Source organism: Pseudomonas leptonychotis, assembly GCF_004920405.1.
Lineage (GTDB): Bacteria > Pseudomonadota > Gammaproteobacteria > Pseudomonadales > Pseudomonadaceae > Aquipseudomonas > Aquipseudomonas leptonychotis.
On record NZ_RFLV01000002.1, the window covers coordinates 223,478 to 238,840 of the forward strand.

The window sequence follows — 15,363 nt, forward strand, 5'->3', positions numbered from 1 at the left end:
CGATGAATTTCTCGCAATTCTTTATTCAGCGGCCAATCTTCGCCGCCGTGCTCTCGCTGCTGATCCTGATCAGCGGGGCCATCTCGCTGTTCCAGTTGCCGATCAGTGAATACCCGGAAGTGGTGCCGCCCACCGTGGTGGTGCGCGCCACCTTCCCCGGCGCCAACCCCAAGGTGATAGGTGAAACCGTCGCCTCGCCGTTGGAGCAGGCGATTACCGGTGTGGAAGGCATGTTGTATATGTCCTCTCAGGGTACGGCCGACGGCAAGATGACCCTGACGCTGACATTCGCCCTCGGCACCGATCTGGACAAAGCCCAGGTGCAGGTGCAGAACCGCGTGACCCGCACCATGCCGACCCTGCCTACTGAAGTGCAGCGCCTCGGCGTAACAGTGGACAAGGCCTCGCCCGACCTGACCATGGTCGTGCACTTGACCTCGCCGGACGACCGTTACGACATGCTGTATCTGTCCAATTACGCCGCGCTGAATATCAAGGATGAGCTGGCGCGTTTGGATGGCATCGGTGATGTGCAACTGTTCGGACTGGGCAACTATTCGCTGCGTGTGTGGCTGGACCCGAACAAAGTGGCTTCGCGCAACCTGACCGCAACTGATGTGGTTAACGCCATCCGCGAGCAGAACCGTCAGGTCGCTGCCGGCTCGCTCGGTGCGCCGCCATCGGATGCCGGCAACAGCTTCCAGTTGTCGATCAACACTCAGGGCCGTCTGGTTACTGAGGAAGAGTTCGAAAACATCATCATCCGCGCCGGCGAAAACGGCGAAATCACGCGCCTGAGAGATATCGCACGGATCGAACTGGGCTCCAGCCAGTACGCCCTGCGCTCCTTGCTGAACAACAAACCCGCAGTCGCCATTCCGGTATTCCAGCGCCCCGGCTCCAACGCCATCGAGATTTCCGATGCGGTGCGTGAGCGCATGGCCGAGCTGAAGCAGAGTTTCCCCCAGGGCGTGGACTACGAAATCGTTTATGACCCGACCATCTTCGTGCGTGGTTCCATCGAGGCAGTGGTACACACCCTGCTCGAAGCCATCATCCTGGTGGTGCTGGTGGTGATTCTGTTCCTGCAAACCTGGCGCGCCTCGATCATTCCGCTGGCCGCCGTGCCGGTGTCCTTGATCGGCACCTTCGCCGTAATGCACATGTTTGGCTTCTCGCTCAACGCGCTGTCGCTGTTCGGCCTGGTGCTGGCCATCGGCATCGTGGTCGACGACGCCATCGTTGTGGTGGAAAACGTCGAACGCAATATCGGCCTGGGCAAAACCCCGGTGGAAGCCACCAAGCAGGCGATGAAAGAAGTCACCGGCCCCATCGTCGCCACGGCCCTGGTGCTCTGCGCGGTGTTTATCCCCACGGCCTTTATCTCCGGGTTGAGCGGACAGTTCTATCAACAGTTCGCGTTGACTATTGCCATCTCCACGGTGATCTCGGCGATCAACTCGCTGACGCTGTCCCCTGCCCTGGCCGCCGTATTGCTGAAAAGCCACGACGCGCCGAAGGACCGCTTCTCCAAGCTGCTCGACAAGCTGTTCGGTGGCTGGTTATTCAAACCATTCAACCGCGCGTTCGACCGCGCCAGCCATGGTTATGTCGGCACCGTGAAGCGCGTGCTACGCGGCAGCGGCATCGCCCTGTTCGTTTATGCCGGGCTGATGGGCCTGACCTACCTGGGCTTTGCCACGACACCAAGTGGTTTCGTACCGGCGCAGGACAAACAATACCTGGTGGCCTTTGCTCAGCTGCCGGACGCCGCGACCCTGGACCGCACCGAAGATGTGATGAAACAGATGTCAGACATCGCCGGCAAGCATCCAGGCGTGGCCAATACCATTGCCTTCCCTGGCCTGTCGATCAACGGCTTCACCAACAGCCCGAACAGCGGCATCGTCTTCGTCGCCCTGAAAGATTTCGATCAGCGCAAAGATGAAAGCATGTCCGCCGGGGCCATTGCCGCTGAGCTTAACGGTCAGTTCTCGGGTATTCAGGAAGCCTACCTTGCGATCTTCCCGCCACCACCGGTACAAGGCCTGGGCACCATCGGCGGCTTCCGCCTGCAGGTGCAGGACCGGGGCAACCTGGGTTATGACGAGCTGTACGTGCAAACCCAGAATGTCATCGCCAAAGCCCGCCAGCTGCCAGAATTGGACCCGATGTCGGTGTTCACCAGCTACCAGGTGAATGTGCCGCAGATCGATGCTGCCATCGACCGCGAAAAAGCCAAGACCCACGGCGTGGCGATCAGCGACATTTTTGACACCATGCAGATTTACCTGGGCTCGCTGTACGCCAACGACTTCAACCGTTTTGGCCGTACCTATCAGGTCAACGTGCAGGCCGAGCAGCAGTTCCGCCTGGAGCCGGAGCAGATCGGCCAGCTCAAGGTCCGCAACAACCGTGGCGAGATGGTTCCGCTGTCGGCCTTCCTCAAGGTCAGCGCCAGCTCCGGTCCGGATCGGGTGATGCACTACAACGGTTTTCTCACGGCTGAAATCAACGGTGCGGCAGCCCCTGGCTACAGCTCCGGCCAGGCTGAGGCGGCGATGGCAAAACTACTGAAAGATGAGCTGCCCAACGGCATGAGCTTCGAGTGGACCGACCTGACCTACCAGCAGATTCTCGCCGGTAACAGCGCGATCTTCGTCTTCCCGCTCTGCGTCCTGCTGGCCTTCCTGGTGCTGGCTGCTCAGTACGAAAGCTGGAGCCTGCCGCTGGCGGTGATCCTGATCGTGCCAATGACTCTACTGTCGGCTATAACCGGGGTGATCCTGGCCGGTGGCGACAACAACATCTTCACCCAGATCGGACTGATCGTACTGGTGGGGCTGGCCTGTAAGAACGCCATCCTGATCGTCGAGTTCGCCAAGGAAAAACAGGAAGAAGGCATGGACCGCGTCAGCGCGGTGCTGGAAGCCTGCCGCCTGCGTCTGCGGCCGATTCTGATGACCAGCTTCGCCTTTATCATGGGCGTGGTGCCGCTGGTGTTGTCCTCCGGCGCCGGTGCAGAAATGCGCCACGCCATGGGCGTGGCGGTATTTAGCGGCATGCTCGGCGTGACCTTCTTCGGCTTGCTGTTGACCCCGCTGTTTTACGTATTGATTCGCGGCTTCGTGGAAAAGCGTGAAGCCAAGAAAGTAGCCCGGTTACAGGAGGCGCAGGCATGAAAACATTCGCCCCCGCCCTCCTCGTATTAGCCCTGAGCGCTTGCGCTGTCGGCCCGGACTACCAAACGCCAGAGACTGCAGCGGCTCAGCTGAACAGCGCCGCGACTGATCGATACGACCGCTCGCGTTTTGAAGCCCAATGGTGGCAACAGTTCGACGATCCAACCCTGAATCAGTTGGTCGAGCAATCGCTGCAAGACAACCGTCAACTGCGCGTGGTCTTTGCCCGCCTGCGCGCGGCCCAGGCCATCCGTGACGATTTGGGCAACGATCAGTTACCGACTATTACCAGTCGTGCCAATGGTGAGTTCGGCAAGGCCCAGCAACCGGGCGTGACCGAGCAACGGGTACGCGGTGAACGTTACGACCTGGGCCTGGACATGCTCTGGGAGCTGGATCTGTTTGGTCGCATTCAGCGCCAACTGGAAGCCAGCGACGCAGAATTGGACGTGGCCGAAGCCGATTATCAGCAACTGCAAGTCAGTCTGATTGCCGAGCTGGTGGATGCCTACGGCAGCTTGCGTGGTGCCCAACTGCGTGAACAGATTGCCCGCGACAACCTGAGTAACCAGCACAAATCACGCGCCATCACCGAGCAACTGCGCGAGGCCGGTATTGGCAGCCAGCTTGACGTGCTGCGCAGCGATGCCCGCCTAGCTGGAACTGAAGCCAGCTTGCCGCAATTACAGGCTGAGCAGATCCGGGCCGAAAACCGTATCGCCACCCTGCTTGGCAAACGACCGGAACAGCTCAATATCGACCTGTCAGCTAAGGCCTTGCCTGCCATCGCTAAGGCTCTGCCGATTGGCGACCCTGCTGAACTGCTGCGCCGCCGTCCGGATATTCGCGCCGCCGAACGCCAGTTGGCCGCGGCCACCGCCAACATTGGAGTGGCCACTGCCGACCTGTTCCCGCGCGTCAGCCTGTCTGGCTTCCTTGGCTTTACCGCCGGGCGTGGCTCGCAACTGGGCTCGTCTGCTGCCAATGCCTGGAACATCGCACCGACTATCAGTTGGGTGGCCTTTGATCTGGGCAGCGTGCGCGCCCGTATGCGCGGCGCAGAAGCCGAAGCCGAGGGTGCGCTGGCGAATTATGAGCAGCAGGTGCTGCTGGCTTTGGAGGAATCGGCGAATGCCTTTAGCGGCTATGGCAAACGCCAACAGCGCTTGCTGGCCCTGCTGCGCCAGTCCGAAGCCAGCCGCAGCGCTGCGGAACAAGCGGCTGTGCGCTACCGCGAAGGTGAAGTGGACTTTCTCGTGCTGCTGGATGCCGAACGCGAACGCCTAAGCGCCGAAGACGCCCAAGCCCAGGCTGAAGTCGAGCTGTATCGCGGCATCGTCGCCATCTACAAGGCTCTGGGCGGCGGGTGGCAGCCTAACGCCTAAACCAGTTTGCAAACGCTCCCCCCGGTTGGCTTGCCAACCCCTTCGCGCCCCACGGCAGTTGCTCCTTGCCGTGGGGCTTTTTTATGGCGGCGGCTGTGCGGACGTATCGACAGTTGTTATAACTGTGTAAACGCTTGATGGATTCAATCTAGGGGTTAACCAAATGGGGTGTAAATCCTCAACTAGTCTCTCAGGTTGAAAGGATTCTTCTGGAGCACGTCATGATTCAGGCTGCGGTCACACACACCATTCTTATCGTCGATGATCAACCAAGCGACCTGCTCATCCTCAATGAGGCGGTACACGACCTGGGAAATGTGCATATCGCCAGTAACGGCAATATGGCCCTGGAAATTGCACGGCAGTGCCGGCCGGATCTGATATTGCTCGATATTCAGATGCCCGACATGGACGGTTTTCAACTCTGTCGTGCGATCAAAGCTGACCCCAAACTCTGTGATGCAGCCATTCTGTTCGTAACCGCGCAAAACCAGACAGAAAACGAAATCAAGGCGCTGGAATACGGCGGCATCGACTTTATCGACAAACCCCTGAATATTCCGGTGATCCGTGGGCACGTACGCGCCCATCTGAACTTGCGCCTGGCGGCCAAACGCCTGGCTTATTACGATGATCTAACCGGACTGCCGAACCGCAGCCTGCTGCAGGATCGTGCGGAACAGGCGTTACAGACCGCGCACCGTAATCAAAGTAAGGTTGCCTTACTGTTACTGGATCTGGACAACTTCAAAATCATCAATGACTCAGTTGACCACTCGGTCGGCGATGCCGTGTTAGCAGAGATCGGCAGCCGTTTAACCCAGTTCTCAAGGGGTATTGATACGGTAAGCCGGCAAGGCGGTGACGAATTCGTCATATTGCTGCCGGAGGTAAAACGCCTTGATGCAATCGGCGACTTGGTTGAACGCATGCTGGCCGTTATCGCCACGCCCATGTACATCAATAAAAAGCGCTATGACCTGACTGCTAGTGCGGGGGTAGGTGTATTTCCAGACGACAGCCAAGACTTTGCATCACTCTACCGACATGCCGACACAGCCATGTACCAGGCGAAAAAACTCGGCCGTAATCGCTATCGTTTCTTCTCTCAGGGGCTTGAAAACAGCTCGCGCGCGCGCCACTTGCTTGAAGGACATATGCGCAGCGCCTTGGAGCATGGCGTCTTCGAGGTCTTCTACCAGGCTAAGTACGATGCGCAGAAAAAGAACATCTGCGGCATGGAAGCGTTGATCCGCTGGCGAAAGGCTGATGGTTCGCTGATTTCCCCGGCAGACTTCATTCCTCTAGCTGAAGAAACCGGCCTGATCGTCCCCATCGGCAAGTACGTGTTGTTGCAGGCCTGTAACGATGCTCAGCGATTACAGCTGCTCGGCTTTGCAATTCCAGTGAGTGTGAATATCTCGGCGGTCCAGTTTCGTGAAGAATCGTTTCTGGAAATGGTCAAGGATGCACTAGAACAGTCAACCCTGCCGCCGACTATGCTTGAGCTGGAGATCACCGAAGGCGTGTTGGCCCACGATATTGTCATGGCCAGCGATGTGCTGAATGAGCTCAAAGCCATGGGCGTACATATTGCTATCGACGATTTCGGTACTGGTTACTCCAGCCTCACCTACCTTAAAAGTCTGCCGATTGATGTGCTGAAAATCGACCAGAGCTTTGTCCGCGATATGCTCACTGACAGCAGTGATGCTGCAATTATTGAAGCCATAATACGAATGGCTCAAGCGCTGGGGCTTTCGTTGATTGCCGAAGGCGTCGAGGAGATTGAGCAATCGAACAAACTATTAGCCCTTGGCTGTCCAGTCATGCAAGGCTATTTGTACTGTCGGCCCATGCCCTTTAACGCGTTATGCGAATTCCTAAATACCACTGCGTCGGTCAACTCTCTTTTGACAGAGAACCAAGGCTCACACCGATAAAGGCATATTTTCCTTGAATAAAAAAAAATTTCGCCTTTCGTCTTCGTTCAGCATATTGATGGTGCTGGCTGGCGGTTTAGCACTCACGTTACTGAGCACAAGTTGGCTACAAAAAAATAATGAAACCCAAGCCCGGGCGGCGTTAGAGCAAGATAACGAATTGATCGCCGATGCGGTGGTTAGGCGCATTCGTCTCTACCAATATGGCTTGCGCGGTGCCCGCGGCGTTGTGCTGAGCCGTGGCGAGCATGGCATCACTCGTAAGCTGTTTTACAACTACAGCATTACCCGCGACTTAGATGCTGAGTTCCCCGGTGCACGGGGCTTTGGCTTTATTCGCCGAGTATCGCCACGTGATGAAGTCGAGTTTCTTCAGCAAGCTCGAAAGGATGACAAAGCTGATTTCACTATTCGCCAACTGTCCCCCCATGATGGCGAACGCTATGTCATCCAGTACATTGAGCCTGAGGCGCTTAATTTTTCGGCTATCGGCCTCGATATTGCGTCGGAAAATGCTCGCCGCGAAGCTGCATTTAATGCTTTGAAAACGGGCACCGTGCAACTTTCCGGGCCTATCACGCTGGTTCAAGCGACCGGCAAGCCGTTGCAGTCCTTTCTTATTCTGCTACCGGTTTACCGTGGCAACACCACCCCAGCCACAGAGGCCGAGCGCCTAGAGCAAGGCTACGGCTGGAGCTATGCACCTCTGATAACAGAGGAAGTACTCAAGGGTTTACCGCTAAGCACTAAGGATGTAGACCTTGGTTTGCGCGACATCACGACCCCTGAAAACCCCACCCTGTTCTATGAAGAGCATGAGCTTGACGATAACCAGACCGCCCATTTGACCAGCCGTGTAGAGCGAGATGTTTTTGGCCGACGCTGGGAAGTCGCGCTGACCGCCCACCCTGAGTTCGTCGAAAATCTCTACCAAACCTCACCGCAATTAGTTCTCGGTGTGGGTGTACTGCTCAGTGTACTGCTTGCCGCGTTGAACGCAGTTCTGAGTGCCAGCAGTTACCATCGGCGCCAGGTTGTAGCTGAACAAGCTAAGCAGGCAGCCATTGTCGAAAGCTCTAACGACGGCATCATTGGTAAAACGCTTGAAGGGACAGTCACCAGCTGGAACAAAGGAGCTGAACATATTTTTGGCTTCCGCGCCGAGGAAGCCATAGGCAAAAGTTTGCTCGAACTCATTGTGCCAAGTGAGCGTGCCCAAGAAGAAAATCATAACTTGCAGCGAATTAATGCTGGCGAGCCTATTGATCACTTTGAAACATACTGCCAGCGTAAAGATGGAAGCTTGGTCGACGTTTCGGCGGCCATTGCTCCAATCTTCAATGCTCAGGGGGTGGTTGTCGGCATATCCGAAACGATACGTGACATCACCCAGCAAAAAGCCGCCGAGACACAAATTAAAGAACTAAACGCCAGTTTAGAAAAACAGGTAGTTGCACGAACAAGTGAACTCAATGAGCTCAATCTCCTGCTCAATACCGTGCTGGATTCTGCTTCTGAGGTGTCGATTATTGCGACTGATGCTCAAGGGATTATCAGCCTGTTTAATAAGGGTGCCGAAGACCTGTTGGGCTATAGCGCTGAGGAAATGATCGGCGTGCAAACCCCTGCCCTTATCCATTTGGCAGAAGAAGTACAACAGCGTAGTGATGAACTCAGCCAACAATTCAATCAGCCCATTAAAGGCTTCCAAACCTTTGTGCATCTCGTTGAACTGGAGGGGTCTGAAGTTCGCGAATGGACCTATGTACGCAAAGATGGCGTGAGGCTGAAAGTGACCCTGATGGTAACCGCCATGTACGGAGGCACCGGCGAGTTGATCGGCTATTTAGGTATCGCGATTGATATCACCCAGCGTAAAGCGGCTGAGGCAGAGTTAGCGGCCAGCCTTGAGATGACTCGAGCTATTCTGGACACCGCGCTCAACCCGGTGGTGACCTTGGACACAGCTGGGCAGATTCATACGCTCAACCCAGCAGCACAAAAGAGCTTTGGCACTGCTCACTATGAACATGAGCATGAGCAACTGTCACTGCAGGCATTACTTAGCCCGAGTTCACGCGACCGTCTTGATGAACTAATCAAGCATGCGGCGGCAGGTGATCGTGAGCACGACAAAGTTTCGGCCGAGTTGGTCGGACAAAAAGCTGATGGTACTGAGTTCCCCATTCAGCTTTCGCTTGGCCTTATGCATGCCGACAAACAACTACTGGTCTGTGTCATTACTGATCTTAGCCAGCAGTTGCAATTGCGACGTGAGCTGCTGGCTACCCGAGATCAGCTTTTGATGGCCGCCGATGCCGCAGAGTTGGGGATCTGGTCATTGACCCTGGTCGATTACAGCGTGGTGTGGAATGAGCGCATGTACGAGCTGTTTCAACAGCCTGTATCGCTTCGTGAGACCGGCCTTACTTATGATCATTGGCTCGCTCGTGTTCACCCCGAGGATGCGCCCATGGCGGTTGCTAAGCTTGAGGCCGCTATCGCGGGTGACGGCATCTTTGATCCCGTGTTCAGAATTATTCGGCCCGACGGTACTACGCGGATTATCCAAGCCGCCGCGCGAATTGAAATTGACGGCAATGGTAAGCCGGTCAAGGTGACCGGGATCAATCGCGATATCACGACTCAACACGAGCTGGAAGCCTCCCTGCGCTTGGCTAAAGAACAAGCTGACTCTGCTAGCGCGGCCAAAAGTGCTTTTCTTGCCAATATGAGCCACGAAATCCGCACGCCGCTCAATGCGGTTCTCGGCATGTTACAGCTGGTGCAAGGCACTGAATTGAATCAGCGTCAGCTCGATTACATACAGAAAGCCTATGGTGCATCGCAGTCGTTGCTGGGGTTGCTTAATGACATTCTTGATTATTCGAAAATCGAAGCCGGCAAGCTGCAATTGGATTTACATCCCATAGAGCTAGAGCCCTTGATGTGCGACCTGGCGGTTGTACTAGGCGGTAATCATGGCCATAAAAATGTTGAGGTGATGTTTGATATCGATCCCTCGCTACCTGAGGTGTTGGTGGGCGACGCCCAGCGCTTACAACAAATCCTGATTAACCTGGCGGGTAACGCGCTCAAGTTCACCGCCGAGGGCAGCGTGATTGTAAGCCTGCGCCAGCTGGAGCGAAGCCAAGAGCAGATAAAAATCCGTATAGCTGTTGCCGATACCGGCATTGGTATCAGTGAGGAGCAGCTCAAGCGTATTTTTGAGGGTTTCGCCCAGGCAGAGGCTTCCATCAGTCGTCGTTATGGCGGCACAGGTCTGGGCCTGGTGATCAGCACCCGTCTCATCGCGTTGATGGGCGGCGAACTGCAGGTGGAAAGCCGTATTGGCGAAGGGAGTCGCTTCTGGTTTGATCTCGAGTTAGCCATCGCCGAGCCCACCCCTTTCAAGCAAGTAGTTGCCAGCATCGGGAAAAAATTGCACATCCTCGTGGTGGATGACAACGCCATGGCCCGTGAGTTGATGGCCCAGATGACCAGCGAACTTGGCTGGCATGCCGAGACCGCCAGCGACGGTAGTCAGGCGCTTGCCTGTGTTGAAGCCGCCATAGCCAAAGGGCAACCCTTCGATCTAATTTTGATGGACTTACTGATGCCCGGCATGGACGGTCTCAATGCTGCTCGTCTGGTGCGCGACTCGATGGGTGATGCACGCGCGCCTCTGGTTGTAATGGTGACTGCACATGGCCGTGAAGCGCTGGCTGATAGCCAGCAGCAAGCTGATACCCCGTTTGCTGCATTTTTGACCAAACCGGTAACCCCCAAACAACTGGCCGCGACTATAACCCGGGTGCTCAGTGGTGAGCCGGTAAGCCACATCAAACCTAACTACCAAATATCGCAACGCTTACAAGGTCTGCGTTTATTGGTCGTTGAAGACAACGCGTTAAACCGCCAGGTTGCTCAAGAATTGTTGATGGGTGAAGGTTCCGAGGTGGCGTTGGCGGAAGGGGGGCAACAGGGCATCGACAGTGTTATGAGCGCTCAAGAGCGCGGATTTGATGCCGTGTTGATGGATATCCAAATGCCCGGCATTGACGGAATTGAAGCCACCCGACTGATTCGCCAAGACAACCGGTTTAGTGACTTACCCATCATCGCGATGACGGCCAATGCCTCAGCGGCGGATCGGGAGATCTGCTTAGCAGCTGGCATGAGCGATCATATTGGCAAACCTATCGACCTAGAGAAAATGGTCGCCACCCTGCTGCATTGGACGGGGCGGCCCGCTCAGGTAATGCAGACCTATACAGAGCCCGGCGACCCGGCAACCGAAAACACCGAGGCGGTATTGCGCCGCTTTGGCGGGAACCTGAAGCTACTGCAACGCATGCTCAGCAACTTCGAGCCGGAAATGCGTAAGCAGCTAGAGCAGCTTAATGCGCATGCTGAGCAGCAGGACGTTAGCGCCGTGTTAGCGCAGCTGCACATGCTCAAGGGCAGTGCCGGCACAATGGGCGCCCAGCTGCTGGCCGATAAAGCCGCAAAACTTGAGCAGCAACTCCATCAGCTTGAGGGCACGCAAGCAGTTGATTTTTTGCTTGAGAAAAACTGGCGGGATGATTTAGTCGAGGTGTTAAACCGCAGTGTCGTGGAACTGCATAGCGCCTTTCTAATCACGGATGAGAGTAAAACCCCGACACCGGTACAGGCACCCGCAGTTAAATGGAAGGAGTCGCTGCACACTATTCTTCAGCTGATTGCAGCCGGTAACCTGAAGGCCATTGAACAAACTGAAGCCTTGCTGGGCGACATCCCACGGCAATGGCAAAGCCATTTCGCCAAGTTTTGCCAAGCCGTCGATTGCTTAGACTTTCCCACTGCAAGCGCCCTGGGTAATGAATTACTCACTCTGGCTGAAGAGGATTGATATGAGTTTCTGGATAGAACAGTACCAGAGGCGCCCAAAATTACTGGTGGTGGACGACCAGCCCATTAATATTCGCATTATCAACGAGCTGTTTCGTGCAGATTGCGACATGCATATGGCCACCAGTGGCGAGCAAGCCGTTGCAATCACCCACGCCTTGCAACCCGACCTGATCCTGCTCGACATCATGATGAGCGGAATGGATGGCTTGGAAGTATGCCGTTTATTGAAAAGTGATCACGCAACAGCCGCTATCCCGATTATTTTCATTACCGCCAAAAGCGAGGAAAGTGAAGAAGCTTTTGGCCTAGAGCTGGGTGCTGTTGATTACATCAGTAAGCCGCTCAATGCCGCGATCGTCAGGGCCAGAGTTAAAACCCATCTAACCCTCAAAGCACAGAGTGACTACCTTAAAAAATTGGTCAGCCTGGATGGCTTAACTGGTATTGCCAACCGTCGAGCCTTTGACCTGCGCCTCACTGAGGCCTGGGGCCAAGCAGCTCGCGAAGAAGAAACAGTATCGCTGCTGATGATCGATATCGACTACTTCAAACGATTCAATGATCATTTTGGCCACCTTAAAGGCGATGAGTGTTTACAGCGCGTCGCCACAGCAATCGCTGGCTCAGTTAATCGTCCGTATGACATGGCGGCACGCTACGGGGGTGAAGAGTTCGCCTGCATTCTGCCGGACACAAACCAGCAAGGTGCATTGACGCTGGCAAACGTGATACGCGCCAACATAAGTGAACTCAGGATCGCGCACCCTGCCTCTGACGTCAGTGAGCAACTCACCCTGTCCATTGGTGTAGCGAGTCTGCAACCGCGAATTGGTAGCGATTCGGCTGAGCTTATCGCCTTGGCTGACGAACAGCTCTATCAAGCCAAACACAACGGGCGCGATCGGGTACAGAGTCAAACGAATTAAATCCGTACGAGGACATTACCAACCGTTTGGCTCATAAAAACAGCGCCACAGCCCGCGATTAAACGAACGACTGTGTGCCTAACGCCAAACTGTTTGTCCGCTCTGTTTTAGTGCCCCGGCAGTTCATCCACGCAGAGCTTTTATTTGGCCATTGCGCCGGTGTTGTGGTGAATTGTTTCTGGAGGCTGACGTAAACTCGCCCTGCCGGTGGCTATGCAGTAGCAGGTCAAAAAATAATTAAGGGACTTACAAGCACATGATTACAACGCCACATACAACACCGCCTAAATCCGCCCACTGGCGGTTCAAGTTAGGCATCGCGATTATCTGTTTGATCCCCGCGTTGTGGCTTTTGGTGCCGCTGGCGGCCGCCGCAGATATGCCTGGCTCTAAGGTTGCGGCGCTCTCAGGGGCGTTGTTTATTCTTAATAAAATACTCCTGCTGCTGGTTATCACCATCATGGGCAAGGCCGGCTTCCAAGAGTTGAAGCAACACATCTATGGTTATGTGTCTTCGATGGCTCCGAGTACCGACGTTGATGTGGGGCCGGTGCGTCATCGCATTGGCGTGGTGATGTTCTGTTTGCCGTTACTTTCGTCCTTTCTCGAACCCTATGTGGATGCCCTTGCTCCGGGCCTGCGCCCCAATAGTTGGGCGTTACAGATGCTTGGCGATGCTCTGCTGGTTGGCAGTTTCTTCGTATTGGGCGGCAATTTCTGGGAGAAGCTGCGGGCGCTGTTTATTCGCTCGGCACGCGTCACTAACGCCGCCTAATCCTGCACGCGAATGTTTTCTATCAGACCGCGGCCATGCATTCTCCAGCTAACGGCAGCAGCTGCCTTTGCTCCACTTTACTTAGCGAGTCTTTATGTCTGAAGCACTTGAGCATCCTGACAACACGCCGCCAGCCCCTGCCGAGCCTCAGTCCCCTACCCCGAATCCGTTAAGACGCATTGCGTTGACGGTGGTGCTTATCGTCAGCGTGCTGTTTGTGTTGTCCATTTTGATGGAGCGCAGCACCCCTTCTACCTCACAAGCTGTGGTTCAGGGCTACGTGGTGCAGATGGCTTCCGAAGTGGGTGGGCGCGTGGTGGAAATCGCGGTGCTCGACAATGCGCGGGTAGAGGCTGGGCAGTTGCTGTACCGCATTGATCCGCAACCCTACAAAATTGCGATTGCTGAAGCAGAAGCCCGCCTCGAAGAAACGGGCCAGGCACTCGGGGCCAATACCGCTGCGGTGGATGCGGCGCAGGCTCAAACAGTGTCTGCACGTGCCCAGCGCGACAATGTGCGCGAACAGGCCCGCCGGGTCAGGCAGCTGGTGGAGCGAGGCGTGTATGCGCGGGCGCGCCTTGATGAAGCCACTGCTTCGCTGAGTTCTGCCGAAGCCGCCGTGGTTAAGGCGCAGGCGGATTTACAGCGCGCACGCCAGGAACTAGGCCCAACGGGTACCGATAACCCGCAGTTCAAACAAGCCCTGGCGCAACTTGAGAAAGCCCGACTCGATCTGGTGCGTACTGACGTTACTGCGCCTGCCGATGGTGTTATCACTAACTTGCAGCTCGCCGTTGGCCAGGTGGTCAGCGCCGGTCAACCGGCATTGACCTTTATCGACAGCGGGACCATTTGGGTTTCCGCCGCGTTCAAAGAAAACAGCCTGGAGCATGTGCAGGCCGATGACACCGCTGAGGTGGTGTTTGATGTCTTGCCCGGTCGCACCTTCAGCGCGCGGGTCGAGAGCGTGGGCTGGGGTGTTGCTCAAGCAGGCAGCAGCGCCTCCACCTTGCCCTCAGTGCGCAACCAGAGCGGCTGGGTACGTGAGCCGCAACGCTTTCCCGTACGCTTGGTGATGACGGAGCCTTACCCGAAAGGCCTGCGCTACGGTTCACAGGCCACCGTCGTGATTTATACCGGGGAAAAACCCGTGGCCAATTTCCTCGGTGCATTCACCGCACGGCTTGTTGCGCTGTTGACCTATGTCAGCTGACGCCACGGCTAACGCCTACTCGTTAGTGGATGTGGCACGCGCCAAGCGCCAAGGTTTACGCGTTGCCCTGGCGGTCACGGTAGGCTTCAGCATGGCGTTGGTAAACGGCAGCGTGTTGCCGTTTCTAGCGCCGTTGTTCGCTGCCCAGTTCTTGCTTGCAGGCTACAGCCCGCCTGGGGTACGCCAAGGGTTGGGCACCGTTGTGTTGATTTGTATTGTCGGGGCGTTGTTGGTTTTCCTGACGGGCCTGCTCGGCGAGCGTCCATTGGTTCTGCTGCCGCTGCTGTGGCTGTGCTATTTCTGTTGTTTTTACGCTCAGGGCCGCCAGATAGGTGGCGCTGGCCCAGCCTTGATGCTGGTGATTGGCATTGTGGTGCCCTTACTCGATATTTTGCAGCGTGACCTGGGTGAATCAATCGTGTGGGTTCTGGCCAAGGCCGTGAGTGTCGGCTTACTCCTCGCCTGGGGGGCTCATGCCGTATTCCCAGATCCGGGCCAAGGTGATGCAAACAGCCCCGCTTTATTACGCGCTGAGTCTGGCATCGTGACGCAACAAGCCATGGTCAGTGGTGCTATTTTGCTGGCGATCGTCACGCTCTGTTTGATCGACGCACGCCTCGCAACGGCGATGGTTATACCTATTACTGTGGCCTCTCTGCTCAGTCAACTTGAGCTTGGGATGAGCAAGCGAGCCGCGGTCGCGCTGATCGTGATCAACCTGCTCGGTGGAGTTGCGGCATCGCTGGCATTCACCTTTATCGAGTTAAGACCCAGCCTCTGGCTGGTGACACTCACCCTGCTGCTCATCAGCCTGCTGTTTGCTGGGCAGGCCGTGATGGGCACTCTGACGGGAAAGGTGTTTGGCGGTGGGCTTACGACATTTTTGATTCTCTTCGGCTTAGGCGTTTCGCCATTGCCAGGCGAAACGGCGGAGCTGTTTTCGACACGAATGGCCTATGTACTGCTCGCGGTTCTGTATGCCCTGTGCATGGCCAGCCTGTTCTGGCCCAGACCACGCAATGTCAGTTTTTAAGCGCTGTACT

At 56.0% G+C, this 15,363-nt stretch carries 8 protein-coding genes; all 8 read left to right on the plus strand.

The window, feature by feature from the left end:
• The first annotated feature begins 2 nt into the window (after positions 1-2).
• Positions 3-3,182 (plus strand): efflux RND transporter permease subunit, encoded by a 3,180-nt coding sequence (locus D8779_RS11730; protein WP_136664664.1) that lies wholly within the window; start codon positions 3-5, stop codon positions 3,180-3,182.
• Complete coding sequence (locus D8779_RS11735) at positions 3,179-4,567, plus strand: efflux transporter outer membrane subunit (protein ID WP_136664665.1); 1,389 nt, start codon at positions 3,179-3,181, stop codon at positions 4,565-4,567. The genes D8779_RS11730 and D8779_RS11735 overlap by 4 nt, the downstream gene beginning before the upstream one ends.
• Before the next feature lie 221 nt (positions 4,568-4,788).
• Positions 4,789-6,510 carry a putative bifunctional diguanylate cyclase/phosphodiesterase gene (locus tag D8779_RS11740; protein WP_136664666.1) on the plus strand — a complete coding sequence of 574 codons (1,722 nt, stop codon included), beginning with the start codon at positions 4,789-4,791 and terminating at the stop codon, positions 6,508-6,510.
• 13 nt (positions 6,511-6,523) lie between these two features.
• Entirely contained in the window at positions 6,524-11,404 is a 4,881-nt protein-coding gene (locus D8779_RS11745) for a PAS domain S-box protein (protein WP_205895816.1), read from the plus strand.
• Between the two features lies 1 nt (position 11,405).
• On the plus strand, positions 11,406-12,332 hold the full coding sequence (locus D8779_RS11750) for a diguanylate cyclase domain-containing protein (protein WP_136664667.1): 927 nt from the start codon (positions 11,406-11,408) through the stop codon (positions 12,330-12,332).
• Positions 12,333-12,588: 256 nt separating this feature from the next.
• Positions 12,589-13,107: a transporter suffix domain-containing protein gene (locus tag D8779_RS11755; protein WP_136664668.1), complete on the plus strand. Its 519-nt coding sequence runs from the start codon at positions 12,589-12,591 to the stop codon at positions 13,105-13,107.
• A gap of 94 nt (positions 13,108-13,201) precedes the next feature.
• Entirely contained in the window at positions 13,202-14,320 is a 1,119-nt protein-coding gene (locus D8779_RS11760) for an HlyD family secretion protein (protein WP_136664669.1), read from the plus strand.
• Positions 14,310-15,353, plus strand: a complete 1,044-nt coding sequence (locus D8779_RS11765) for a DUF2955 domain-containing protein (protein ID WP_136664670.1) — start codon at positions 14,310-14,312, stop codon at positions 15,351-15,353. Before D8779_RS11760 ends, D8779_RS11765 begins: the two co-directional genes overlap by 11 nt.
• The last annotated feature ends 10 nt before the right edge of the window (positions 15,354-15,363 follow it).

What these genes read in the sequence shown, in the direction of transcription:
- D8779_RS11765 (WP_136664670.1), top strand. Translation starts at nt 14,310, where the DNA reads ATGTCAGCTGACGCCACGGCTAACGCCTACTCGTTAGTGGATGTGGCA.
- D8779_RS11730 (WP_136664664.1), top strand. Translation starts at nt 3, where the DNA reads ATGAATTTCTCGCAATTCTTTATTCAGCGGCCAATCTTCGCCGCCGTG.
- D8779_RS11755 (WP_136664668.1), top strand. Translation starts at nt 12,589, where the DNA reads ATGATTACAACGCCACATACAACACCGCCTAAATCCGCCCACTGGCGG.
- D8779_RS11750 (WP_136664667.1), top strand. Translation starts at nt 11,406, where the DNA reads ATGAGTTTCTGGATAGAACAGTACCAGAGGCGCCCAAAATTACTGGTG.
- D8779_RS11740 (WP_136664666.1), top strand. Translation starts at nt 4,789, where the DNA reads ATGATTCAGGCTGCGGTCACACACACCATTCTTATCGTCGATGATCAA.
- D8779_RS11760 (WP_136664669.1), top strand. Translation starts at nt 13,202, where the DNA reads ATGTCTGAAGCACTTGAGCATCCTGACAACACGCCGCCAGCCCCTGCC.
- D8779_RS11735 (WP_136664665.1), top strand. Translation starts at nt 3,179, where the DNA reads ATGAAAACATTCGCCCCCGCCCTCCTCGTATTAGCCCTGAGCGCTTGC.